Here is a 23,878-nt window from a genome sequence, read left to right as displayed (position 1 = left end):
AGTTGCTGCGATGAGTCCGATGGTGCTTGGGGCTTTTCTTGGGGGGTTGGGCGGTGGTGGGTTGTTGTTGGTGGTGCGGCGGTTGCCGTTTTTGCGGAAGCCTTCTGTTGATGATCGGATCGGGCCGTATCTGCGGGATCTCGGTGGGTCGGATGTGTTCCGGGGGGTGGTGGATTCCGGGTCGCCGTTCTATGCGATCGTGCGGCTGTTCGGGCCGTCGTTGCGGGCTGGGGCGGAGCGGCTCGAGCGGATTCTGGGTGGGGCGGCGTCGATTCGGCGGCGGCTGGCGCGGGCCGGGATCGACCGTACTGTTGAAGAATTCCGGATCGAGCAGGTGCTCTGGGGTGCCGCGGGGTTCGGGGTGGGGCTGCTGGTCGCGCTGATCTCGTTGTCGTTGGGCTTCGGGAACCCGATCGGGCTCCTCGTCCTCTGCTGCTTCCTCGCGATCATCGGCGTACTGTCCCGCGACACGTACCTGACCAGCCAGGTGAGTCGTCGCGAGCGACGGCTGCTGGCCGAGTTGCCGACGGTCGCCGAGTTGCTCGCCTTGTCTGTCGCCGCCGGTGAAGGTCCTGCGGCCGCTCTCGACCGGGTCGCTCGCTCGTGCCGGGGCGAGCTGGCCGACGAGCTGCAACGTGTTCTCGCCGAGACGCGAGCGGGCGATCCGCTGGTGCGGGCGCTTGATGCTCTGGCTGATCGCAGCGGGTTGCTGGCGCTGTCCCGGTTTGCCGATGGGCTGGCGGTCGCGCTCGAGCGCGGGACGCCGCTGGCCGACGTACTGCGTGCTCAGGCGGGTGACATCCGCGAAGCCAGCCGCCGGGAGCTGATCGAGTCGGGTGCCCGCCGGGAGGTCGCCATGATGATTCCGGTGGTGTTTCTCGTGCTCCCGGTGACCATTGCCTTCGCCTTCTACCCAGGCGCCGTCGGGATCCGGCTGATCGCCGGATGAATTGAGGAGATGCCATGTCCCTGTTGATGACCAGACTGCTCGTAGCCCTGGTGACCAAGTCCAGACCGGCCGGCAAAGAGCGCGGCGACGTCCCCGGCTGGGTCCTGATCACCGTGATGACCGCCGGCCTGGTGGTGGCGATCTGGGCCATCGCCGGCCCCAAACTCGCAGACATGCTAGGCAAAGCCCTGGACTCCGTCTCCAACAAGTGACCCCTCCCCACCACCTCCACCCGCTCCGCCTGCCCAAGGTCTCGGCGGTACTTCGGTACGTCCCGCGACCGGGTGACCGGTATGCCCCGCGACGGGGGGAACGGGGTGCCGCGGTGGTGGACTTCGTGATGGTGTCGATGCTTGTCGTGCCGTTGTTCCTGGGCGTCCTGCAGGTAGGGCTGTTCCTGTACGTGCGGAACACGATTACCGCGGCGGCGTCCGAGGGGGCGCATTACGCGTCGGTGATCAACCGGGAGCCGGGGGATGGGGAGGCTCGGACGCGGGAGTTGATCGATGGGGTTGTGCGCAACGAGTTGATCGACTCGGTCGAGGGGCAGGCGACTGATGTCGATGGGCAACCCGGCGTACTGGTTGTGGTCAAGGCGCACATGCCGCCGCTCGGGTTGTGGGGTCCCGGCATCTCCTTCACCGTCGAAGGCCACGCCGTCAAGGAGACCGGCCAATGAGCCGCCGGGATGAGCGGGGGAACGCGGTGGTGGAGTTTTCCTGGTTGGCGGTGTTGTTGCTGGTGCCGCTGATTTACGTGATGCTCGGCGTTTTCGACGTGCAGCGCGCCTCGTACGGGGCTACTGCTGCGGCTCGGGCGGCGGGGCGGGCCTTTGTCATCGTGCCGGCTGGGTTGTCGGAGGATGAGGCTCGGGAGCGGGCGTTCGAGGCGGCTCGGGTTGCGATGAAGGATCAGGGGATGGAGTTGAGTTCGGGGCAGCTCAAGATCACTTGTGATCCGGCCTGTCTGCAGCCGGGGTCGACGGTCACCGTTGAGTTGGATACCGAGGTACCGCTGCCGCTGATTCCGGACGCGCTGGGTGGTGAACGGCCGGCGGTTCACGTCAGTGCTTCGCATACCGAGCCTTACGGGGATTACCGCGAAGCCAAGGGCGACGGATGAGGGCGCCGAGGAAGCGGGATGAGCGTGGGCAGATGACGGTGCTCATCATCGGGTTCACCGCGATCGTGTTGCTGATGATCGTCGTCGTGACCGACATCTCGAAGGTGTTCCTGGTACGCCGGGATCTCGACGCGACCGCGGATGGGGCGGTGCTGGCGGCCGCCAACGGGCTGGCGGCGATCTACGCCCAGCCGAGCGGTGAGGGGAATGCCGAGCTGGACCCTGACGAGGCGCGGCGGCTGACGGCGGACTATCTGGATTCTGTTGACGCAGGCAACCGATTCGACGGATTGGACTGGTCGGCCGACGTCACCGGTACCACCGTGACGGTGACCTTGACGTCGACGGTCGAGCTTCCGTTCGAGCCGCCCGGCTGGCAGGGGTCGGCCGACATCGCTTCGGACGCGGCGGCGGTAGTACCGATCAGATGACCGACGGCTCATCGGCTGATCGGGCATGCGCCGGCTCAGATGACTCACGGCCGGCGTATGCGATAGGGCACAGTGGGGGCCATGGACATCGATCTGGGTGGACGGCGGGCGTTGGTTTCCGGTTCCAGTCAAGGGATCGGGCTGGCGATCGCCACCGAGTTGGCGCGGTCCGGCGCCTCGGTGGTGGTCAACGGGCGTGGCCAGGACAAGACCGAGCAGGCGGCGGCTGAAGTCCGGCGCGAGGTACCCGATGCCGAGGTGACCGCGGTCGCGGCAGATCTTGCGTCAGCAGCTGGTGCGGACGAAATGAGAGCAAAGGTCGGCGAGCTCGACATTCTCGTCAACAACCTCGGCATCTTCGGCGCCAAGCCGGTGCTGGAGATCGACGACGACGAGTGGCGCCGGTACTTCGAGGTGAACGTCCTCTCGGCCGTCCGGCTGATCCGCCATTACCTGCCAGGCATGATGGAGCGCGGCTTCGGAAGGGTGATGAACATCGCCAGCGACTCGGCCGTGGTGACGCCGCTCGAGATGGTCCACTACGGCGTGACGAAGACCGCCCTGCTCGCGGTGACGCGCGGTTTCGCGAAGGCTGCCGCCGGTACCGGCGTCACGGTCAACAGCGTGATGGCCGGCCCCACCCACACGCCCGGCGTCGAGGAGTTCGTCGGCGAACTGGTCGGCGACGATCTGCCCTGGGACGAGGCGCAACGCCGGTTCATGAAGGAACACCGCCCGTACTCCCTCATCCAGCGCCTGATCGAGCCGCCCGAGATCGGCAACATGGTCGTCTACCTCAGCTCCACCCAGGCCTCCGCCACCACCGGCGGCGCCATCCGGGTGGACGGCGGCTACATCGACTCGATCCTCCCCTAGCCGGTACTACGGACCGCCAGCCCCCATGAACATCGATCTGACCGGCCGCCGCGCACTTGTTTCGGGTTCGAGCCAAGGCATCGGGCTGGCGATCGCCACTGAGTTGGCGCGGTCGAAAGCCGCTGTCGTCGTCAACGGCCGCAACCCGGACAAGACCGAGCGGGCCGCGGACTCCATCCGGCGCCAGGTCCAAGATGCCCAGGTGACCGCGATCGCGGCAGACCTTGCGTCAGCAGCCGGTGCGGACGATGTGAGAGCAAAGGTCGGCGAGCTCGACATCCTCGTCAACAACCTCGGGATCTACGGCGCGAAGCCGGTGTTCGAGATCGACGACGACGAGTGGCGCCGGTACTTCGAGGTGAACGTGCTCTCGGCGGTCCGACTGATCCGCCACTACCTGCCCGGCATGATGGAGCGCGGCTTCGGCCGCGTGATGAGCATCGCCGGCGAATCCGCAGTCGCCACCCCGCTGCACATGGTGCACAACGGCGTCACGAAGACGGCGCTGCTCGCGGTGACCCGCGGTTTCGCGAAAGCTGCGGCCGGTACCGGGGTCACAGTGAACTCAGTACTCGCCGGCCCCACGCGCGGGCCCGGTAGCGAGGAGCTAGACAACCCCAACTCGCTCATCCAGCGTCTGATCGAGCCGGTCGAGATCGGCAACATGGTCGTGTACCTCAGCTCCACCCAGGCCTCCGCCACCACCGGCGGCGCCATCCGTGTGGACGGCGGCTACATCGACTCGATCCTGCCCTAGGAGACGTAGACGTTCGGGTTGTCCCGCAGCCAGGTGACAAAGGTGCGGGCCGGGTGGCCGGTGAGCAGTTCGACGTTGGGCTCCAGCGGGTGCGGGCTGCCGACGCGGGAGGCCCAGTAGGCCATGAGTGAGGCGAGCTGCGCGGGGTTGCGCATGGTGTTCGCCATCTCCTCGAAGGCCTGCTCGGAAGTGAGGTCGACGGCTTCGATCGGTACGCCGGTGACCTCGGTGATCAGCTCGATCTGGTGCCGCCGGGTCATCGACTCGGGTCCGGTCAGCGGATACGCGCGACCGTCGTGCGGGCCGCCGGGCCCGTCGAGCAGCACCTTCAGCGCGACGTCGGCGATGTCGAGTTCGTGGATCGGCGCCTCTTCGGCATCCAGGTAAGGCAGCCGGATCTGACCGGTGGCGCGGACCTGGTACGACCAGTAGATCGCGTTGGACATGAAGGTCCCGGGCTGCAGCACCGTCGTCGCGTAGGCGCCGTCGGTGATGACGCGCTCGGCCTGACCGTGTGGGTCGGCGGCGGCATCGTCGTTGTCGGCCTGGGACGCCATCGATGAGAGCAGGACGACCTGCTTGACGCCGGCGTTCTCGGCGGCCTCGACGAACAGTGCGGCTGTGGCCGGGTCGGAGTACAGGAAGACCTGGGAGACGCCGTCGAGTGCGTTGGCGAGCGAGTGCGGGTGGGCGGTGCTGAGCGGTACGGCGCCGGGCAGGTCGGCGGGCTCGCGGCTGGCGAGGCGGACGTCGTGGCCGGCGGTGACCAGGCCGGCGTGAACGGCGCGGGCGATCTTGCCGCGGCCGCCGGTGACGAGGACAGACATGGTGTAACTCCAAACTTGTAGTGACTACAACTATGGAGGGAGTAAAGCATGACGGCTAAGCTGTTGTCCATGGAGATTCAGGAAGTCGGCCGGCGGGAGCGAAAGAAGCAGCAGACGCGCCAGCTGATCTCCGACGTGGCGACCACGCTGTTCATGGAGCGCGGCTTCGAGCACGTCACCGTCGCGGAGGTCGCGAAGGCGGCCGACGTCGCCGTCCAGACCGTCTTCAACCACTTCCCGACGAAGGAAGACCTGCTCTTCGACGAGGACGCCTGGTGGCTCGGGCCGGTGCGGGCGATCCGGGAGGCCGTCCCCGATGCCGCCGTCGTCGAGGTGCTCGAGCAGTACTACCTGGACGAACTCCGGATGCGCCTGCGGTCGGAGCACCTGGCCACCTGGAAGGCGTTCGCCCGGACCATCGAGGAGAGCCCGGCGTTGCTCGCCCGGCGGCGGAAGAACGCCGAGGAGATGGAGACCCTGATGGTGCAGGCCCTCCAGGAGCGAGACCCACAGCTCAGCCCACTGGAAGCGCGGTTGATCGCGGCGCAGTACCAGGCGGCCCAGAAAGTACTGGAGGCCGAGTTCGCCAAGGTCCTGCCCGAGCATCCCGAGGCCGGCCAGGTCGCGCAGTACGAAGTAGCCATGGAGCAGGCTGCCGGTGTCGTGTTCGGAGCGCTGAAGCACGGGCTGCGGGGCTGAATTCCCGGCCTGCGACGCTGACCGGGTACGCTGCTTGGTTGTGGCTGGACCTGATTTCGATGCTGACCTGAAGCAACTCGACGCGACCCTGACCTCGATCGAGAAAGTTCTCGATCTGGAGGGCATGCGCCGCGACATCGCCGACCTCGGCGAGCAGGTCGCCGCGCCCGACCTGTGGAACGACCAGGCGAACGCGCAGAAGGTGACCTCGAAGCTGTCGCGGCTGGAGGCCGACCTCGACCGGGTGGTCAAGCTGCGCGGCCGGATCGAGGATCTGGAGATCATGGTCGAGATGGGCCGCGACGAGAACGACGCGGACACCCTGGCCGAGGCGGACAAGGAGATGGGCTCGCTGGCCAAGGCGATCCAGTCGCTCGAGGTCCGTACCCTGCTGTCCGGCGAGTACGACGAACGCGAGGCACTCGTCACGATCCGCTCGGGCGCCGGTGGCGTCGACGCGGCCGACTTCGCCGAGATGCTGCAGCGGATGTACCTGCGCTGGGCCGAGCGGCACGGCTACCCGACCGAGGTCTACGACACGTCGTACGCCGAAGAGGCAGGCCTCAAGTCCACGACCTTCGGCGTCAAGGCCCCCTACGCCTACGGCACGCTGAGCATCGAGACGGGCACCCACCGGCTGGTCCGGATCTCCCCGTTCGACAACCAGGGCCGCCGGCAGACCTCGTTCGCTGCGGTCGAGGTGGTCCCGGTGCTGGAGCAGACCGACGAGATCGACGTACCGGACGAAGAGCTGCGGATCGACGTGTACCGGTCGTCCGGCCCCGGCGGTCAGAGCGTCAACACCACCGACTCGGCGGTCCGGATCACCCACATCCCGACCGGCACTGTGGTCTCCTGCCAGAACGAGAAGTCCCAGCTGCAGAACAAGGCCTCCGCGATGGTGATCCTGAAGGCGAAGCTGCTCGCGCTGAAGAAGGCCGAGGAGCGGGCCGAGATCGACTCGCTGCGCGGTGACGTGCAGGGCTCGTGGGGCGACCAGATGCGTTCCTACGTGCTGCACCCGTACCAGATGGTCAAGGACCTGCGGACGCTGTACGAGTCGGGCAACACCAGCGGCGTCTTCGACGGCGAGATCGACGAGTTTATCGAGGCCGGCATCCGCTGGCGCCGCACCGGCCAGACGGCCGCCGAACAGAACTGACCGGGTGCTCCGAGAAGACCTGCGTGCGGACTGCAGCAACTGCTATGGGTTGTGCTGCGTCGCGCTGACCTTCTCGAGGTCGGCCGACTTCGCGATCGACAAGGCGGCCGGCGAGCCCTGCCCGAACCTGGCCGAGGACTTCCGCTGTGGCATCCACAGCAAGCTCCGGAGCAACGGGTTCCAGGGCTGCACCGTCTACGACTGCTTCGGCGCCGGCCAGAAAATCTCCCGCCAGGCCGGCAGCAGCTGGCGCGAGCAACCAGGGCAGAAGCTGTTCGAGGCGCTGCCGATCATGCGCCAACTGCACGAACTTCTCTGGTACCTGGCTGAGGCACTCGAATTGCCGCAGACCATGGCGATCCACCCGGCGCTGCACGCGGCGAGCGAGCGTATTGAGCAGCTGACGCTGGTACCGGATGTCACCACAGTTGACCTCGAAGGCGAGCGAGCGAAGGTCAACGAGCTCCTGCTGCAGACCAGCGCCCTGGTGCGCGGCAAGCCCGGCAAGAAGAAAGAACGCCGCGGAGCTGACCTGTTCGGGGCCAAACTCCGCGGCGCGGACCTGCACAACGCCAACCTCCGGGGCGCCTACCTGATCGCGGCCGATCTCCGCGAGGCCGACCTGAGGCAAGCCGACCTGATCGGCGCCGACCTCCGCGACACCAGGCTGGAAGGCGCCGACCTCACCGGCTCACTGTTCCTCACCCAGTCCCAGGTCAACGCTGCCCGGGGCGACTCCAAGACCAAGCTTCCAAAGGCAGTGACCCGCCCGGCTCACTGGACTACTTAGACCGCAGCTGGTGAGTTACCGGCGTCATCAGCAGCGAGATAGCGGTGATGGCCAGCGCTACGGCAGCCAGTGCGCCTCCCTGTCCCCAGGAGGTGCCCGCCAGCGACAGGTACGCCGTACCGACCGTTGCTGCACCCAGTGCGAGGCAGGTCTGCTGACTGGTGAGCAGGATGCCGCTACCGAGACCAGCTTGGGCAGGCGGGACCTGACCGATCACCACACCCATCAGCGGCACCATCACCAGACCGCTGCCAAACCCTGCGATCAGCATGGGGATCGCCAGCGTCCACGGGGTCACATCCGGCCACACGGTGAGGGCAACCACCGCCAGTGCGGCGTACCCGACTGACTGCACGATCCAGCCGCGCAGGATGAGCCCTGCACCGTACTTCTGCTGCAGACGTGGCCCGTAGATCGAGGTGATCAGGAAGCCGACCGACATCGGCAGCAGGCTCAGACCGCCTTGCAGTGGGGACATCCCGGCCTCGCCCTGGGTGGCCAGCGCGAAGACGAACATGAACCCGCCGAAGGTGGTGAAGAACCCTACGGCCAGCAGCAAGCCGATCTGCATCGGGCGCAGGCGTAGTACTGACGGAGGGATGAGCGGCGCAGTACCGGCCTTCTCGGACCGGTGCTGGTGTACGCCGAGCAGCGCGACCGCGGGGATGGTGGCGGCCAGTGAGAGCCAGGTCCAGAGCGGCCAGCCCAGTGGGCGGCCCTCGGTCAGGGGGAGGAGCAGTAGCACCAGTGCGAGCGCCAGGAGGCCGGCACCGACCAGGTCGACCCGCTGGGCCTTGTCGGCGCGAGTCTCGGGCAGGAGCTTCACTGCGGCGACGATCGCGACCAGGCCGACCGGCACGTTGACCAGGAAGACCGCGCGCCAGCCGAGGTCGAACACGTTGGCCTCGACCAGAGCACCACCGAGGATCTGGCCGAGCGCGGCGGCCGAACCACCCGCGACGCCGAACATCGCCATCGCGCGAGCCCGGTGTTCGCCGGTGAGCAGGCTGCTGATCGAGGCGAGCACCTGCGGGGTCATCGCCGCGGCGGCGGCGCCTTGGAGGACACGGGCCGCGAGCAGGACGCCGATGGTCGGCGCGATCGCGCAGATCAGCGACATCACGGTGAAGCCGACGATGCCGATCAGGAACAGCCGTTTGCGGCCGAAGCCGTCGCCGAGCCGGCCGCCGACCACGAGCAGGGTGGCGTTGGCGATGCCGTAGCTGCCGACGACGAGCTGCAGCTCACCGGCGTTCGCCTGCAGGTCCGAGCCGATCGCGGGCAGCGCGACGTTGATGATGAAGAAGGAGAGCATCGGCAGGAAGGCGCCGAAGAGCAAGGTGGTGAGGGCGACGGGGCCGAGAGCTGACTTTGCTGGCGGGGGAGGCGTGAGCCGGGCGGTTTGGAGCTGGTCTGTCATAGGACTCAGCATGCGGCCGCTCGAAGCCTGGTGGTGAGAGCCTGGTTATCCTGGTATTGGCAGCACCCGGCACCAGGCTTTCGTCAGGCGGCCCGGGGCCGCACCATGGGGAGGTGAGTCTGCTGAGCAGTGTGCCAGTCACCACCGACAAGGACGAGCGGCGGCGGGCGTTGTCGGCGTTCCTGCGCAGTCGTCGGGAGCGAATCCAGCCCGACGAGGTCGGCTTCGCGCCGGGCGGACGACGCCGTACTCCGGGCCTGCGGCGCGAAGAGGTCGCCCAGTTGGCGGGCGTCGGCGTGACCTGGTACACGTGGCTGGAGCAGGGGCGCGACATCAACGTGTCGGCCCAGGTGCTCGAGGCGATCTCCCGGACGCTCCGGCTCGACCGGTTGGAGCGCAACCATCTCTACACGCTGGCGGGCATCGCGCTCGGGCCGGCCAAGACCGACTGCTCGGCGCTTCCGCAGTCGGTGCAGAAGATGCTCGACCAGCTCTCTCCGTACCCGGCTCAGGTGCTCAACGCGCGGTACGACGTACTGGCGTTCAACGATGCCTATCGCAAGGTCCTCATCGACATGGCGGCGATCCCGCTCGAGGAGCGCAACCTGCTCTGGCTGACCTTCGCGTCGGACGAGTGGCAGTGCGCTTTCGCCGACGGCGACTCGATCAAACAACACATGGTCGCGGGCTATCGGGCTGCGCTGGCGGACCACCTGGGCGAGTCGAGCTGGCAGGATCTGACCGAGCGGCTGCTCGCCAGTTCACCGCTGTTCGCCGAGCTGTGGGAGCGGTACGACGTGGCCGCACCGAGCGCCCGGATCAAAATCCTGGACAACGAACGGGTCGGCATCCTGCAGATGGAGGCCGTCAATCTCTGGGTCAGCCAGCAGGGTCAGATGCGGATGACCACTTACACCCCGGTCGACGAGGACTCCGAGGCCAAACTCCACCAGTTGGTCAACAGCTGACCCGTACTCCGGTCGTCGGGGCGGAGCGACCGGAGTACGGGTCAGTGGAATCAGCTGACCGGAATGCCCGGGTTGGTCAGGGCCTTGCCGCCGGTGACGGTGTTGGAGCGGTCGATGGTGACCTTGCAGGTGGAGGCGTCGTAGTTGGTGATGTTGAAGGCGTAGCGGCCGGCGCCGGTGGCGCCGGTGAGGTCGGACTTGTTGTTGCGGAAGACCGTGCCGCAACCCCAGCCGTCCTGCTGCATGTGGGTCTCGAAGCCGTTGTTGGTGGTGTTCTTGCCGGTGTTGTTCTCGATCACGTAGTTGTTGCCCTTGACATCGACCCAGCTGTCGTCGTAGTTGGCGCCGGTCAGCCCGCGGCCGTCGAAGCTGTTGCCCGCGACCCGGCCGCCCTGGGTGCCTTCCTTCAGGTCGACCGCCTCGCCGCCGACGTCCGGGCCGATCGTGTTGTCGAGGATCTGCACGTTGTCCGACTTGTCGTCCAGGCCGCCGGCGCTGCCGACGTACACGCCCTCGCCCATCCCGCGGCCGTCGTTGCCGGTGTCGTAGATCTTCGAGTTCCGGATCGTTCCGTAGCTGCTGCTGTTGCGGAAGTGCACGCCTTCCATGTCCAGGCCGTGCACGGTGACACCATCGATCAGCACGCGGGTCGCGTTGTCGATCATGATGCCTTTCTGGCCGCCGGTGACGGTGATGCCCGACACCTGCCAGTAGCTCGCGCCGTTGAGGTGCAGGCCGTAGCCGCCGCCCGCGGTCAGGATCGCGTTCGCCGAGCCGGTGAGCTTGATCGGTGCCGAGGACGTACCGGAGACGGTGGTCTTGAAGTTGCCGGTATAGGTGCCGTCGGCAAGCTTGATCGTGTCGCCCGGCTTGGCGGCGGTGAGGGCCGTCTTCAGCTGGGCCGCGGTGGAGACATTGATGGTCGTGGCGGGATCGGTCGGGTCGGTGGGGTCAGTCGGATCGGTCGGATCGGTTCCGTCGGTCGGGAAGTCGTCGGGCGTGCGGATCCGGTCGCGGATCCAGACACCGGCCTGCTTGAGTACCGACGTACCGGTGAAGTTGCTGCCGGCGCACGTTCCTTCCTTGAACACCGCGCCGGAGCGTTCGTCGTCGGAGAAGTTCCAGTTGGTCCAGCCGATCTTCTTGCTGGCCAGGAAGTCCAGGTACTTCTGCGAGTAGGCGAAGTCGTTGGCGCCCTCGCCCTCGTAGTTCTGGGTGCCGAACTCGGTGACGAACAACGGGATCTTGTCGGCCGCCCGCGACAGCGCGTCGAAGTACTCGTCGTGATGCGACGCGGCGTAGAAGTGGAAGGTGTACATCAGGTTCGTCGCGTTGACCGGGTTGTTGATCACGTCGGCCTCGGTCCGGCTGTCGGAGACGCCGAGCGACGCCCAGCCGTGGGTGCCGACGAAGACGACGCCGTCGGGGTCCTTGGCCCGGATCGTCGGGATCACCGCCTCGGCGTACGTCTTGATCTTCGCCCAGCTGACGCCGTTCGGCTCGTTGGCGATGTCGTAGATGATGTTGTTCTTGTCCTTGTGCCGCTCGGCGATCTCGGCGAAGAACGTCTTCGCCTTGGCGGTGTAGACGTTGGGGTCGCCGGGCGTGAGCTGGTGCCAGTCGACCAGCGCGTACATCCCGCGCTTGGTGGCCTCCTCGATGTAGCCGTGCACGAGGTCGGTGAACTTGCGTGGGTCGGTCTCGTAACCGTCCTCGCCGCGCGCGACGTACATCGAGATCCGCAGGATGTCGGCGTTCCAGTCGGTGGCGAGCGCGTCGAGGGACGCCTTCTTGATGCAGTTCGCGTACCACTGGATGCCGTGCGTGCTCATACCGCGGAGCTGGATCGGCTTGTCGTACTGGTTGCAGAGCTTGGTACCGCAGACATGCAGCTGTCCGTTGATCGACACCGGCGTGGCTGCCGCGGGTCCGGGCTCGGGGGTGGGGGTCGCACTGGCGGTTGCGCTGGTGGTGACGAGGGCTGTCGCGGCGAGCGCGAGAGTCGGCACCAGAGCGAACCAATGGGGGCGGTTCATGGTTCCTCCTACTGCGTCAGGGGCGGGGACGAGAGAGGTGCTGGTTAGTTATTAGGAAAGTTTCCTAATAGATTTCTCGGAAAGTTAGCCGCGATGCGGAGTGCTGTCAATTGGTTGCGAGCAGTGACCGCGATAATTCCCGTGGGGTGGAACGGGCGTGCTCGGCCAGCCGCTGAGGCGGGAGGAATCAGGCGGTGTCGCGAGCGGACCAGCCGGACTTGAGGGCTGCCAGCGTGACGGCGATGGCGGGGCGGCGGGCGGTGGCGGTGCGCCAGACGGCGTACAGGCGGCGGCTCGGTGCCGGTTGGAGGGGAAGGGCGATCACTCCGTCCGGCAACGGGCCGCGGCCGAGGCGGGGGAGGAGGCCGATACCGATGCCTCGGGCAAGCATTGCGAGCTGGGTCTGGTACTCCGCGATGGAGTAGGCGACCTCTGGTTGCACGCCGGCCTTGCGCATCGTCCGGACCAGCCACTCGTGGCAGATGGACCCGGTGGGCTGGCAGATCCAGCGCTCGCCGACGAGGTCCTCGGCGCGTACGGACTCCTTGCCCGCCAGCCGATGTGAGGCGGGGACCAGGACGTCGGCGGGGTCGGTGCCGAGCTTGACCCTGGACAGCTCGTCGGGGATCGCGAGCGGGGTGTTGTGCCAGTCGTGCACGATGGCGATCTGGATCTCGCCGCGGGCGACGGCGGCGACGGCGTCGACCGGGTCGCTCTCTATCACCGTGACGTCGAGTGCGGGGTTGTCGGCTATCAACTTGGGCAGCACTGCCGGCAGCAGCCCGCGCGCGGCGGTCGGAAAGGCGGCGATCGCCAGCGAGCCGATCGCTTGGCCGCGCTGCTCCTCCAGTGTCAGCTCGGCGGTCTCCACCAGTTCGAGGACCTTCGATGCGGTGGCCGCCAGTTGCAGGGCGGCGTCGGTGAGGACGATCCCGCGACCGCGCTTCTCGATCAGGATCGTGCGGGTCTCGCGCTCCAGTTTGGCGAGTTGCTGCGAGACAGCCGACGGGGTGTAGCCGAGTGCCTCGGCGGCGCTGCCGACCGAGCCGTACATCGCGACGGCATGCAGCGCGCGTAGCCGGCCCAGATCAATCATGTAGCACTCCTACACTGTCAGCGGTAGTAATCTTCGCTGGTCCTTAACTGTAGCTCAACCCCAGACTTGAGCACATGAACCCTCGTCACGTGCTCCTCGCGCTCGCCGCCGTGGTCGTCTGGGGCGTAAACTTCGTCGTCATCGAGGTCGGCCTGGAGGGCTTCCCGCCCTTGTTCTTCTCCGCGTTGCGGTTCTTCTTCGCGGCGGTACCGGCGATCTTCCTGCTCGGCAGGCCGCGGGTCGCCTGGCGGTACGTGGTCGCGGTCGGTCTCGCGCTCGGGGTGGCGAAGTTCGGCCTGCTCTTCATCGCGATGGACCACGGCGTCCCGGCCGGCCTGGCCTCGCTGGTCCTGCAATGCCAGGTCGTCTTCACGTTGCTCTTCGCCATCGTCGTACTACGAGAACGCCCACGCCCGGCCCAACTCGCCGGCATCGCGATCGCCTGCTTCGGCCTCGGCCTGATCCTCGTCGACCATCAACTCGCCGCCCCCGTTGGAGCCCTTGGCCTGGTGATCCTGGCCGGCGCCAGCTGGGGTGTCGCCAACGTCGCGACCAGGCTGGGAAAGCCCAAGGACACCCTGCGCTTCATGGTTTGGGTCAGCGCGGTCGCCGTTCTGCCCCTGCTTGTGCTCTCGTTGCTGACCGAAGGCCCGAGCAACGATCTGGAAGCCCTGCGCACCATCGACCTCTCCGGAGTAGGCGCGCTCGCCTACCTCTCCTTCGCCTCCACCCTCTTCGGCTTCGGCATCTGGGGCTTCCTCCTCCGCCAGTACGACGCCACCACCGTCGCGCCGTTCTCCCTGCTGGTCCCCGTGGTGGGCATGGCAGCAGCCTGGCTCCTGCGCGGCGAACAAGTAGGCCTCCAACAAGCAATCGCAGCAGCCCTGATCATCGGCGGCATGGCCTGCACTGTCGTCCGCAAGCGGGTGTTCAGACCGACTGCGACAGCTCCGCGCGAACCCGCATTAGTGCGAAGCCCAACAGGTTGAGGCCTCGCCATTGGGCGGGGTGTTCGGCTCGGGGGTCATCGGCGGCGAGGCCGATGCCCCAGATGCGGTCGACCGGGCTGGCTTCGACCAGGACCCGTTTGCCGGTGGTCCGGAGGTAGTCCAGGAGGGGCTGGTTCTGGCGGAACTTGTGGAGGTTGCCTTCGGCAACCAGCTCGACGCGGCGGTCGTGCCAGGTTTCGGTGCTGAAGCCGGCGACCTCGCGGCCGAGGGCTTTGGCTTGCTGGGGATGGCCGGCGGCGAGGATTCGGCGTACCGAGTCCTCGTCATTGAAGAGGCGGGCCTTGGCGGCCATCATCCAGTGCTCGGCGGTGGGGTAGCGGACGCCGTCGACGGTGAAGGGCGCGTGGTACCACTGGCTGAGGCAGCTGGCGTCGACGCGGCCGTCGCGGTTCGGGGTATCGCCCCAGAAGAAGACGTACTTGTAGCGCTGCTTCTTCGCCAGACCGTCGAGCAGGTCGGCGGTCGAGAGCGGAGTGCCGGTGGTCACTCGTACTGGTTGGCCGGCGGAGTGACGTTGCGTACTCCGGTGATGGTCAGCGCGGCGACGTCGCCGTCGGTGCGCTTGGTCGGCTCGGCCCACTGGCCGGTCACGGTGACCCACTGGTTCTTGGGTGGCGACGCCTGACCGCGGGCCTCGACCATGAACGCAGTACCGTCGGCGACGCAGCAGGTCAGCCCGATCCGGGAGACGTACCAGGTGCCGTTCTTGCCCGGCGTGACGAATCCGGTCAGCTGGAATTTGCGGCCCTTCATGCTCTCCTTCTCCCAGACGGCCCAGACGGCGTAATCCCGCACCGCCAACGGTACCGGGGCTGTGCTGTCGGCGCTCTGCGCGAGGAAGGAGTTGCCTTTCGGTGCGATCGGTTTGGCCGCCACCGGCGACTGCCGCTGGGCCGCGTCGGCGCCGAGCGCGGGCGGATCGACGACGAGCAGCGCGAAGATCGGTACTACGAGCAGCCAAGCCGCTCGTGGCAGCAGGTGCCCGTGGCCGTGACCGTCGTCGGCGAGCGGCTTCTTGCGGGTGTCGGCGAGGACGTCCGCGACGGCGAGGATGATCAGGATCGCGCCGGCCGCGAGCAGCATCCAGCGCATACCGGGCTTCACGTACCGCAGATAGGTGTTCGAGGTGGCGAGCTGCACCACCGCCGCACCGACGAACACGACGACCAGACCCGCGACATTGCGCCTCACAGCAGCCACCACCCGACGAGAAGACTGGACAGGATCGCGACCACGAAGGTGGCCGGCGCGAATCTGACGGCGAACTTCGGCCCGAAGGTCCCGGTCTGCAACGCGATCAGCTTCACGTCGACGATGGGCCCGACCACCATGAACGCCAGCCGTGCGGTGAGCGAGAACTGGGTCAGGCTGGCGGCCACAAACGCGTCGGCCTCGGAGCAGATCGCGAGCAGGACGGCGAGCAGGCCGAGCACGACGACGGAGATGAGCAGGTTGCTCGCGACGTGATCGAGCCATTGCCGCGGTACGACGACGTTCAGCGTGGCCGCGGCGGCCGCGCCGACCACCAGGAACCCGCCCGCGTGCAGGAAGTCGTGCAGCATCGACGAGCGGAACACCTCGAGCTTGCCGGTGCCCTCGGCGTGCCGGTTCTTCGGCATTTTCAGCCAACTGCTGCCCTTGCCGGTCAGCAACCACAGCCAGCCGAGCATCATCGAGACGGCGAGCGAGGTGACCGCCCTGGCGACGACGACCTTCGGCTGGCCGGGGAAGGCGACGGCGGTTGACGCTAGTACTACTGGGTTGATCGCCGGCGCGGACAGGAGGAAGGCGATCGCTGCCGCGGGGGTGACGCCGCGGTTCATGAGGGCGGCCGAGACGGGGACGGAGGCGCACTCGCAGCCGGGCAGGACGACGCCGGACATGCTGGCGACCGGTACTGCGAGAGCCGGGTGCTTTGGCAGCGCCTTGGCGAAGAACGAGGCGGGGACGAAGGCGGTGAGGGCGGCGGAGAGGAGCACGCCGAGGACGAGGAACGGCATCGCCTGGACGGTCACCCCGACGAACATGGTCGCCCAGGTCCGTACGCCGTCGTCGGTGAACAGCCCCGCGAAGATCTTCCGGCCGAAGAGCGCGAGCCCGACCAGCACGACCAGCGTCAACGTGAACGCGATCGACGACGCAGCCGGCTCCTTCTCCTCGGGCGTCGCCGGCTCGGCGGAGGGCTCGGGTGGCGGGCCGAGCGGCGCGGCGGGATCTGCCGTCGGGGCGGCGGAATCCCGCTCCTCGGTGGCCTCAGGCGTCGTCATGGGCGGCATCCTGACACAGCGGAACGCACCCGGACGAGCACACACCGCACCCGCGAAATGAAAATCACCGTCATCCCGCCGAATACTCGCAACCCCCGATTCACCCCACACCCACTCGCCCGCCACACCCACACCGCCCCGCCACACCCACACCGGCCCGCCACACCCACACCGGCCCGCCACACCCACACCGCCCCGCCACCCTCACCTCGCCCGCGGCATTTCGGGGGTTAACCCCTGGGATGGTGGGTTGCCACCCGTGGTTCAGGGGTGGCAACCCACAACTTGAGGGGTTGACCCCCGAAATGCGGGCGAGGTCGCGGGGGCGGGGGCGTGGCAGGGTGGGGGGATGGATGCAGAGGTTGTACGGGCGGTCAATCGGCTGACTTCGCGGTGGGTGCGGGAGTTGCCAGCCGGCAACACCGTCGTGTCCGGGCTTGGGCTCTGGCCGTTGCTGGCCATGTTGGCGACGGCGGCCGATGAGCCGGGCCGGAGTGAGCTCGCGGAGGCGGCTGGAGTCGATGCCGCTCGCGGTGCTGCTCAGGCGGTCGAGTTGATGGCTGCCGTCGACAGTGCGGCTGATCTGCACGCGGCGCTCGGGGTGTGGGTGCATGAGCAGTTGAAGTTGAGTGAGTCGTTCGACTCCGTAGTACCGGCTGCTTTGAGTGGGACGCTGACGGGGGATCAAGCGGCGGACAAGGCGAAGCTCGACGCGTGGGCGGCGGAGCATACGGACGGGTTGATCCGGGAGATGCCGCTCGACGTGACGCCTGACCTGACCGTCGTACTGGCGTCGGCGTTGTCGCTGCGGACGACGTGGGTGCGGAAGTTCCAGGAGCAGGTCAAGCGGCTGCATGACGGGCCGTGGGCGGGTGGGTCGTGGCATTGGCTGGAGCGCAGTGATCGCGAGCTGGATTCGGTACGCCTGTACGACGGGGTGACGGTGGTGACCGTCGTCGGCGATGCGGATGTCGATGTGTTGCTCGGGATCGGGGCTGCTGAGGCGTCACAGGGCGAGGTACTGGCTGGGTTGCTGGCGGCGTCGCTGGCTGTGGACGACGGTGTGGGTGGCGCGGAATTGCTCGCTCGCGGCGGGGCTGCGCCCGGGGTGACGATCGGGACGGCGACTGCGCCGGCGGCTGAGGTTCGGGTGTCGCTGCCTGCCTTCAATGTGCAGGTTGAGCATGATCTGCTGGCGTCGCGAGAGCTGTTCGGGCTGTCGGCGGTGACGGCGCCGCCTCGGGGTGCTGGGCATTTCAGTGCGATCAGCCCGGAACAACTGGTGGTTGGGCAGGCTCGGCAGACCGTGCTGGCTCGGTTCTTCGCCACTGGGTTCGAGGCGGCTGCCGTGACGGCGATCGGGTTGATGCGGGCGTCGATGCAGACTTCGCAGTCGCAGCGGCTGGAGGTGTCGCTGGATCGGCCGTTCGGGTTTGTCGCCGTGCATCGGTCGTCGCGGCTACCAGTGGTGGCCGGATGGATTGCTCAGCCGACCGAGCCGGCGTAGAAGAGCTTGTTGAGCAGGGCGGATGCCTCGTCGACTCCTGTTCGATCGCCGGTCAGCAGCAGGTCGAAGAGGAGTCCTCGGGAGGCGGCCAGGCCTAGGCGGGCATACGCCGGTGCCTGGTCTGCTGGGAGGCCGGCGCGGATACAGAGCTCGATCAGGGGTGGCAGCCAGACGTTGATCAGGTCCGCTTTGAGCGCCTCGGTGTGCGGGAGGTCCTGCATGGCGTGGGCGGACAGCTCGAAGAACAGCGGGCCGTAGATCAGGGCAGCCTCGGTGACTTGGCGCCAGAATCGCTCGGACAGCTCTTCGATCGGTACTTCGGTGTCGAGGGTCGCGAGCAGGTCGCGCTGCTGGGCCTCGACCGTGCGGACCACTTCGGCGAGCAGGCCCTCGCGGGAGCCGAAGTGGTAGATCAGCATCCGGTGGCTGGTGCCGATGCCGGTCGCGATCGAGCGCAGGCTGGCGTCGCCGATCCCGTTCTCGGCGAAGTACCGGACCGCGTCGGTCAGCAGGGTCTCGCGGCTCACGCCTGCTCGCTGACCTTCTTCAGGCTCTCGCCTTCGATGGCGATGTACTCCTTGGTCAGTTTCGCGAGCAGCTTGCCGAACACCCAGCCGAGCGGGCCCTCCTGGATGATCGTCGAGGTCGCCACAGTGCCCTCGGGTGTGCTGACGACGCGATGGCCGCCGGTGGTCTTGACGCCGGGGGCCTTGGAGACCCATTCGAAGTACTCGCCCTCGACCAGCTCGGTCACCTCCCAGACGGCGACCGGGAGCTTGGGCTGGCGGATCCGGGTCCGGGCGCCGAGGTGGATCCGGCCCTCGTCGAGCCGCTCGACACTGGTGATCGTCGGGGTCCACTCGGGCCACTTGGCGACGTCGCTGAAGATCGCCCAGACGCGGTCGGCCGGAGCCTGGACGGTGACGGAATGATCGAAGCGCATGTACCAAATGGTACATCTTTTCGGTTAGATGTCGATCAGATCCCCGGGTGGTGAGGTGCTGGTGATCCGGGCGGCCGGGTAGGGTCTGGCGCATGGCTGACCACAACGTCACGGAAAACGAGCAGGACCCGGGAGCGAGCACGCAGATGTTCCGCGCGTTCGTCAACGAGGCCCAGGCCGAGCCGGCCGCAGCACCGAAGATCAACGGCCGGACGCTGGCGATCGTCGGCGGCGTCGTCGTACTGATCGCGATCATCGCCGCAATCCTCGTCCTCTGACCCTCGCTCGCTGACTCCCGTCCGCCCCACCGGCTGACCTGAGCCCCCAATGCCCACCGTCGATATCCACGTCGCACGGTCCTTGATCGACCCTTCTCGCCGCGCTGACCTCCCAACGGCCGAATGAACGCCGCCTTCGTGGTCAGCCCCCGCCCCGACGGGCTGGAGATGGTGGTGAGGGGTCCGTGGTCAGCGGACGCCGCGGACGCCTGCAGAGCGCAGTACGTGGAAAACCTGGTCCTCAACCACGGACTAGGCTTCGAGGAACCGGACCTGGAGTTCCTCCGTGACCTGCCGGTACGCCGCCTGACGGTGATCGCCCGTTGGCTGGCTTCCCTGGACCCGATCCACACCCTGCCGCTCGAATCCCTCCAGCTGGTCACGGATCCCAAACTCCCCATCGACCTGCGCCGGCTGCCGCACCTCACCCGCCTCTCGGCCGACTGGCGCCAGGTCCGCGCCACCGTCAGCCACGGCACTCTCCTCGAGGACCTGTACCTCGGCCGGTACTCCGAACCGAACCTGTTGCCACTAGCAACCTCCCCGCAGCTGACCAGGCTGGTCATGAAGGACCGCCCCAGGCTGACCTCGCTGCAGGGCCTCGAGAACTTCTCGTCCCTGACGACGCTGGGCATCCAGCTCGCGTCCTTCCTGACGGACTTCTCAGCCCTCCGCACCGCGCAGTCCCTGCGAGAACTCCAACTGGAGTCCTGCCGCCACCTCACCAACCTCGACGACCTCATCAATCTGCACGCCGTCGAGTACCTCAACCTCGGCGACTGCCGCGAGATCGCAACGGCCGCCCCACTCCGCCACCTGACCAACCTCCGCACCCTCCACCTCTACGGCACCACCAACTTCCTCGACGGCGACCTGACCCCACTGACGGCCCTCCCGCACCTGACCGACCTGCGCCTACAAAACCGCCGCCACTACTCCCCAAAGGCGACCGACATCCGCCATGTTCGAGGCGAAGCAGGTAGTCAGTGAAGCTCAGGCGGTGGCTGCGATGAAGGTGTTCTGGGAGGACGGCCGGCTGGAGCCAGGGCAGGTGTGGGAAGTTCAGTAAGGGCCGCTAGAAGCACAATGTGTGGCTGCTGGCCAGTGGTTGGGGGCGGGATGTCACTTGCTGCAAGTTCGTTGACTGGCTGGTTGTGCGGCGGGGACTCTTGGGGCGCCGCCGGCATCGCTGGTAGGCGCACCTCGGGGGTGCTCGCAGTTTCGCGGTCGTGACTTCAGGGGTGGGCTATGCCTTCAGGTACTTTTGCGCGCGCTCTTTCGCGCCCAGTCAGTGTGTTCGCGGTGTTGTCGGTCGTTGTGGCGGGCCTGGTGACCGTTCCGGTCGCGACTGCGGCCAAGCCGGTACCTGCGCCCAAGTCGGCCAAGAACGCCGCCGAGGCCGGCCGGCTGGCGGCGCAGTTCAAGACCGACGTCGAGGTCGCGGACAAGACGAACGAGTACGCCCGGACGGTCGCCACCCCCACGGGAACACTCCGGACCGAGCTGTCGAACACGCCGGTACGCGCCCGTAGCAGCGCGGGCTGGGTCCCGGTCGACCGCACCCTCGCAGTACGGGCTGACGGGATGATCGCGCCCAAGGCGGCGACCACCGACGTCGCGTTCTCCAACGGCGGCGGTACGTCGCTGGCGAAATTCGCGGAGAACGGTGGCGTCTTCGAGCTGAAGTCCCTGTGGAAACTGCCGAAGCCGGTCCTCGCCGGATCGAAGGCCACGTACGCCGGCGTCCTTCCCGGCGTCGACCTGGTGGTCGAGGCAACGGACCAGGGGTTCAGCTACAACCTCGTCGTACAGACCCGCGCAGCTGCCGCGAACCCCGCGTTGCGGAGCATCCAGTTCCCCGTCACCACCAGCAAGCTGGCCTTGCGCACCACGGACACCGGCCGTTCGTCGTACACCGACCCGTCCGGCCGGGACGTCCTGTCGGTCGGCGAGGCAGTGATGTGGGACTCCACCGGCCGGGCCACCGCGAAGACGAAGCTCAGCGCGGCCGCCGCGGTCGGTGACGGACCCGCCGACAAGGCGAAGCGCACGATGATGCCGTTCACCGGCAGTCGCGCCGGCCTCACCATCACGCCGGACCAGAGCCTGCTCACCGACCCCGCGACCGTGTACCCGGTCGTCATCGACCCGACGATGACCGGCACCAGCAACCGCAACGGCTGGACCGCGGCCTGGGAGCTGTACCCGACCCAGTCGTTCTGGAAGACCGAGCACAGTCTCGGGGTCGGCTACGAGGGCTTCGAGCAGAACAAGATCGTCCGCTCGTTCTTCCAGTTCGACGTGGCTTCGTTCACCAGCAAGAAGATCATCGCCGCCTCGCTGCGCACCTACGAGACCCACTCGGCCAGCTGCACCGACCGCCGGGTGATCGTCAGCCGCACCGCCCCGATCTCAGCGGCGACCACGTGGAACAACCAGCCCGGTGGCCAGGCCGATGTCGCGACCTTCGACGGCGCCAAGGGCTGGAGCTCGGCCTGCCCCGCCGGGTACGTCGAGTTCGACGTCACCAACTCGGTCCAGTACACGTCGAGCGGCAACGGCCGAACCGCGACCTTCCGCCTGCGCGCCGCCACCGAGAACGACGAACTCGGCTGGAAGCAGTTCGACAGCACCGGCCTGCTCACCATCGAGTTCGTCGCCAACCCGCTGCCGGCCAACAATCTCGGTGCCGCGTCGGACTCCGACTTCGCCGACGACTGTGCGCCGTCGTCGGATCCGACGTACGTCGCGGTGGTCCGCCCGAATGTCTTCGCCACCGGCCGGATCGGTGCCGGCGACACCCAGTCACGGGTGGTAGTGCAACTGCAGATCGTCAGTCCCTCCGGCTCGATCTGGACGATGAACAGCCCGGAGGTCGCACCCAACACACAACAGAAGACCACGCCGGCGTCGAACCTGGCGGAGAACGTGCTGTACCGCTACCACGCCAGGACCCTGCTCAACTACCCCGGCGGTCAGCTGGCCTCCGCCTGGTCCGGCGACTGCTACTTCATGATCGACCTGCACATACCGCCGCCGCCGACGATCACGGCCAGCTACAACGGGCAGGTGCTGACGGACTGCCTGGGCCCAGGCGCAACGCCCGGTGTCTGTCCTGAGTCCGTTCCCTTCGGTGCCCGCGTCACCTACACGATCACCTCGTCGACGGCTGATGTCGTTGCCTTGAGCTACGGCTTCAACGGCAAGCTGACCAGGGTCAACGGCAAGTCGGTGACCGTCAACCTCGAGACGCCCGGCCAGGGCTACATGACCCTGGGCGCGGTCGCGCACGACGCCGGCTCGCACCCCAGCGAACCCCGCTATCACCGGATCAACGTGGGGCCCGGCCTGCCACCGTCCGGTTCCTGGAACCTTGATGACGACGCCTTGAGCCCAACGGCTGCGGACGCCTCCGGCCAGAACCATCCGCTCTCGATCGTCGGGCCCGACTACGACGACAACGGCCGGATCGGTGGCTCTCGGGTCTTCAACGGCATCGCGGACCGGATGACCTCGACGGCCCCGGTCGTCGACACCTCGAAGAGCTTTACCCTGTCCGCCTGGGCGCGCCTGACCGACTTCTCCGAGGGCGCTGTCGTCGGGATCTTCGGCAGCCAGGGCATCGCCGCCCAGCTGTACTACTCCCAGAACGCCAACCGCTGGCTCTTCATGCAGTTCGCGTCCGACTCGACGACCGCGGCCCAGACCCGCTCGGACTCCGTGGAGCCACCGATGTGGGGGGTATGGACTCACCTGATCGGCGTGTACGACGCGAACGCCAAGACGATGACGCTGTACGTCAACGGTCGCTCACAGGGAAGCACCTCCTTCACCTACGCCCCATGGAAGGCGACCGGCCCGCTGGAGGTCGGCTGGTACAAGGTCGGCGCCAACCACGGCGCTGCCTTCACCGGCTCGATCGACGACGTGAAGGTCTACCCCCGGATGATGTCGGCCACCGAGGCGAAGAAGGTCGCCGACCCACGTTCCGGTCCCTCCGGAAATGACGAACCGGTCGCCGGCCTGGCCGCCGACTACCCGTTCGAGAGCGTTGTCACCGGCGCTGATCAGGTAGCGCGGACAAGTGAGACCGTGTACGCCGCCAAGATGATCGTCTCCGGCTTCGGCCCGACGACGGACCAGAGCGCCGCGATCGTCCAGGACCCGGAGCGGGGATACGTGTTGTCCACCTCGGGTGCCAGCGGCGAGGTGGTCTCACTGCCCCGTCCGGTGGTCGATGCCACCGGCAGCTTCACGGTCCTCGTCTGGGTCAAGTTGAGCGACACCTCGAAACCCCGCGTCATCGTCCGGCAAGCCGGTACGACGAAAGACTCCTGGCGCCTCGAGTACAAGCCGACCATCGGCGACGAAGCCGTCTGGGCATTTTCCAGATCGACTAGCGACTCGGCCGGCGGCACGGTCGCGACGGCTACTCAACAGACCACCCTCAGCTTGGCTGACGACTGGACTGCGCTGGCCGCTACCTATGACGCCTACAACGGCAAGATCAGTCTGAAGATCGCCGATCGCGAGACCGATGGTGCAGAGGCCGGCTTCACCACCCCCGTCCGAACCGGTAGCACTGTGATCGCCGGCCCGCCCTTGAACGGAACCTCCCTGCCCTACACAGGTCTGATCGACAACCTCCGCATCTATGCCGGCGTCGTCCCCCAGCGCCTGCTCTGCACCGAGGTCAAGGGTGCGGAGAACTGCTCCTGATCTGACACCGAGGTGGACGAT

At 67.3% G+C, this 23,878-nt stretch carries 25 protein-coding genes; 16 read left to right on the top strand and 9 right to left on the bottom strand.

Translation table 11 applies throughout. The features are described 5' to 3' along the window. The first annotated feature begins 10 nt into the window (after positions 1-10). From ACIA12_RS17200 to ACIA12_RS17170, 7 genes are all read left to right on the top strand, one after another. A complete protein-coding gene (locus ACIA12_RS17200; RefSeq protein WP_396367957.1) occupies positions 11-949 on the top strand; it encodes a type II secretion system F family protein in 939 nt (312 codons plus the stop codon). Positions 950-963: 14 nt separating this feature from the next. Then, the gene (locus tag ACIA12_RS17195) at positions 964-1,161 is read left to right on the top strand and encodes a hypothetical protein (RefSeq protein WP_396367956.1); all 198 of its coding nucleotides are present in this window, start codon (positions 964-966) and stop codon (positions 1,159-1,161) included. Between the two features lie 113 nt (positions 1,162-1,274). Further along, entirely contained in the window at positions 1,275-1,628 is a 354-nt protein-coding gene (locus ACIA12_RS17190; RefSeq protein ID WP_396367955.1) for a TadE/TadG family type IV pilus assembly protein, read from the top strand. After that, a complete protein-coding gene (locus ACIA12_RS17185; RefSeq protein WP_396367954.1) occupies positions 1,625-2,071 on the top strand; it encodes a TadE/TadG family type IV pilus assembly protein in 447 nt (148 codons plus the stop codon). The genes ACIA12_RS17190 and ACIA12_RS17185 overlap by 4 nt, the downstream gene beginning before the upstream one ends. A gap of 32 nt (positions 2,072-2,103) precedes the next feature. Beyond that, positions 2,104-2,502, top strand: coding sequence for a Tad domain-containing protein (locus ACIA12_RS17180; protein ID WP_396367953.1), 399 nt, complete (start codon positions 2,104-2,106; stop codon positions 2,500-2,502). Between the two features lie 81 nt (positions 2,503-2,583). Continuing rightward, the gene (locus tag ACIA12_RS17175) at positions 2,584-3,378 is read left to right on the top strand and encodes an SDR family NAD(P)-dependent oxidoreductase (protein ID WP_396367952.1); all 795 of its coding nucleotides are present in this window, start codon (positions 2,584-2,586) and stop codon (positions 3,376-3,378) included. 25 nt (positions 3,379-3,403) lie between these two features. After that, a complete protein-coding gene (locus ACIA12_RS17170; RefSeq protein WP_396367951.1) occupies positions 3,404-4,135 on the top strand; it encodes an SDR family NAD(P)-dependent oxidoreductase in 732 nt (243 codons plus the stop codon). On the opposite strand, the gene ACIA12_RS17165 is transcribed toward ACIA12_RS17170, so the two are convergent. Continuing rightward, complete coding sequence (locus tag ACIA12_RS17165) at positions 4,132-4,962, bottom strand: NAD(P)H-binding protein (protein WP_396367950.1); 831 nt, start codon at positions 4,960-4,962, stop codon at positions 4,132-4,134. The genes ACIA12_RS17170 and ACIA12_RS17165 overlap by 4 nt on opposite strands. 69 nt (positions 4,963-5,031) lie before the next feature. Between ACIA12_RS17165 and ACIA12_RS17160 the strand changes: the two genes are divergently transcribed. The 3 genes from ACIA12_RS17160 to ACIA12_RS17150 are packed head-to-tail and all read left to right on the top strand — an operon-like array spanning position 5,032 to position 7,613. After that, positions 5,032-5,661: a TetR/AcrR family transcriptional regulator gene (locus ACIA12_RS17160; RefSeq protein ID WP_396367949.1), complete on the top strand. Its 630-nt coding sequence runs from the start codon at positions 5,032-5,034 to the stop codon at positions 5,659-5,661. A 40-nt stretch (positions 5,662-5,701) separates the two neighbouring features. After that, positions 5,702-6,823 carry a peptide chain release factor 2 gene (prfB, locus tag ACIA12_RS17155; RefSeq protein ID WP_343980093.1) on the top strand — a complete coding sequence of 374 codons (1,122 nt, stop codon included), beginning with the start codon at positions 5,702-5,704 and terminating at the stop codon, positions 6,821-6,823. A 4-nt stretch (positions 6,824-6,827) separates the two neighbouring features. Next, entirely contained in the window at positions 6,828-7,613 is a 786-nt protein-coding gene (locus tag ACIA12_RS17150) for a pentapeptide repeat-containing protein (protein WP_396367948.1), read from the top strand. Here ACIA12_RS17150 and ACIA12_RS17145 read toward each other — a convergent pair. After that, the gene (locus ACIA12_RS17145) at positions 7,606-9,033 is read right to left on the bottom strand and encodes an MFS transporter (RefSeq protein ID WP_396367947.1); all 1,428 of its coding nucleotides are present in this window, start codon (positions 9,031-9,033) and stop codon (positions 7,606-7,608) included. The genes ACIA12_RS17150 and ACIA12_RS17145 overlap by 8 nt on opposite strands. 113 nt (positions 9,034-9,146) lie before the next feature. On the opposite strand from ACIA12_RS17145, the gene ACIA12_RS17140 reads away from it, so the two are divergent. Continuing rightward, positions 9,147-10,001 carry a helix-turn-helix transcriptional regulator gene (locus ACIA12_RS17140; protein WP_396367946.1) on the top strand — a complete coding sequence of 285 codons (855 nt, stop codon included), beginning with the start codon at positions 9,147-9,149 and terminating at the stop codon, positions 9,999-10,001. A gap of 50 nt (positions 10,002-10,051) precedes the next feature. On the opposite strand, the gene ACIA12_RS17135 is transcribed toward ACIA12_RS17140, so the two are convergent. Beyond that, entirely contained in the window at positions 10,052-12,037 is a 1,986-nt protein-coding gene (locus ACIA12_RS17135; protein WP_396367945.1) for a cellulase family glycosylhydrolase, read from the bottom strand. A gap of 187 nt (positions 12,038-12,224) precedes the next feature. Then, entirely contained in the window at positions 12,225-13,133 is a 909-nt protein-coding gene (locus ACIA12_RS17130) for a LysR family transcriptional regulator (protein WP_396367944.1), read from the bottom strand. A gap of 74 nt (positions 13,134-13,207) precedes the next feature. Here ACIA12_RS17130 and ACIA12_RS17125 point away from each other — a divergent pair, with 74 nt between their 5' ends. Continuing rightward, positions 13,208-14,122, top strand: a complete 915-nt coding sequence (locus tag ACIA12_RS17125; RefSeq protein ID WP_396367943.1) for an EamA family transporter — start codon at positions 13,208-13,210, stop codon at positions 14,120-14,122. Here ACIA12_RS17125 and ACIA12_RS17120 read toward each other — a convergent pair. Genes ACIA12_RS17120 through ACIA12_RS17110 form a run of 3 tightly spaced genes read right to left on the bottom strand, consistent with a single transcriptional unit; the run spans position 14,064 to position 16,410 of the window. Then, entirely contained in the window at positions 14,064-14,630 is a 567-nt protein-coding gene (locus ACIA12_RS17120; protein WP_396367942.1) for an NADAR family protein, read from the bottom strand. The genes ACIA12_RS17125 and ACIA12_RS17120 overlap by 59 nt on opposite strands. Then, positions 14,627-15,334: a TIGR03943 family putative permease subunit gene (locus ACIA12_RS17115; protein WP_396367941.1), complete on the bottom strand. Its 708-nt coding sequence runs from the start codon at positions 15,332-15,334 to the stop codon at positions 14,627-14,629. Before ACIA12_RS17115 ends, ACIA12_RS17120 begins: the two co-directional genes overlap by 4 nt. Then, a complete protein-coding gene (locus ACIA12_RS17110) occupies positions 15,331-16,410 on the bottom strand; it encodes a permease (protein ID WP_396367940.1) in 1,080 nt (359 codons plus the stop codon). The genes ACIA12_RS17115 and ACIA12_RS17110 overlap by 4 nt, the downstream gene beginning before the upstream one ends. Before the next feature lie 349 nt (positions 16,411-16,759). Here ACIA12_RS17110 and ACIA12_RS17105 point away from each other — a divergent pair, with 349 nt between their 5' ends. Further along, the gene (locus ACIA12_RS17105) at positions 16,760-17,917 is read left to right on the top strand and encodes a serpin family protein (protein WP_396367939.1); all 1,158 of its coding nucleotides are present in this window, start codon (positions 16,760-16,762) and stop codon (positions 17,915-17,917) included. Here the strand turns inward: ACIA12_RS17105 and ACIA12_RS17100 are convergent. Both ACIA12_RS17100 and ACIA12_RS17095 read right to left on the bottom strand, forming a co-directional pair. Further along, complete coding sequence (locus tag ACIA12_RS17100; protein ID WP_396367938.1) at positions 17,896-18,444, bottom strand: TetR/AcrR family transcriptional regulator; 549 nt, start codon at positions 18,442-18,444, stop codon at positions 17,896-17,898. The two genes, ACIA12_RS17105 and ACIA12_RS17100, sit on opposite strands and share 22 nt — an antisense overlap. After that, the gene (locus ACIA12_RS17095) at positions 18,441-18,860 is read right to left on the bottom strand and encodes an SRPBCC family protein (RefSeq protein ID WP_396367937.1); all 420 of its coding nucleotides are present in this window, start codon (positions 18,858-18,860) and stop codon (positions 18,441-18,443) included. The genes ACIA12_RS17100 and ACIA12_RS17095 overlap by 4 nt, the downstream gene beginning before the upstream one ends. Before the next feature lie 92 nt (positions 18,861-18,952). Here ACIA12_RS17095 and ACIA12_RS17090 point away from each other — a divergent pair, with 92 nt between their 5' ends. The 3 genes from ACIA12_RS17090 (at position 18,953) to ACIA12_RS17080 (ending at position 23,857) form a co-directional block, all read left to right on the top strand. Continuing rightward, a complete protein-coding gene (locus ACIA12_RS17090) occupies positions 18,953-19,138 on the top strand; it encodes a hypothetical protein (protein ID WP_396367936.1) in 186 nt (61 codons plus the stop codon). A 123-nt stretch (positions 19,139-19,261) separates the two neighbouring features. Continuing rightward, entirely contained in the window at positions 19,262-20,128 is an 867-nt protein-coding gene (locus ACIA12_RS17085; protein ID WP_396367934.1) for a hypothetical protein, read from the top strand. A 312-nt stretch (positions 20,129-20,440) separates the two neighbouring features. Then, entirely contained in the window at positions 20,441-23,857 is a 3,417-nt protein-coding gene (locus ACIA12_RS17080; RefSeq protein ID WP_396367933.1) for a LamG-like jellyroll fold domain-containing protein, read from the top strand. Positions 23,858-23,878 lie beyond the last annotated feature (21 nt).

Source organism: Kribbella sp. NPDC051620 (assembly GCF_044453825.1).
Taxonomy (GTDB): domain Bacteria; phylum Actinomycetota; class Actinomycetes; order Propionibacteriales; family Kribbellaceae; genus Kribbella.
This window is presented reverse-complemented; position numbering and strand designations above follow the sequence as displayed.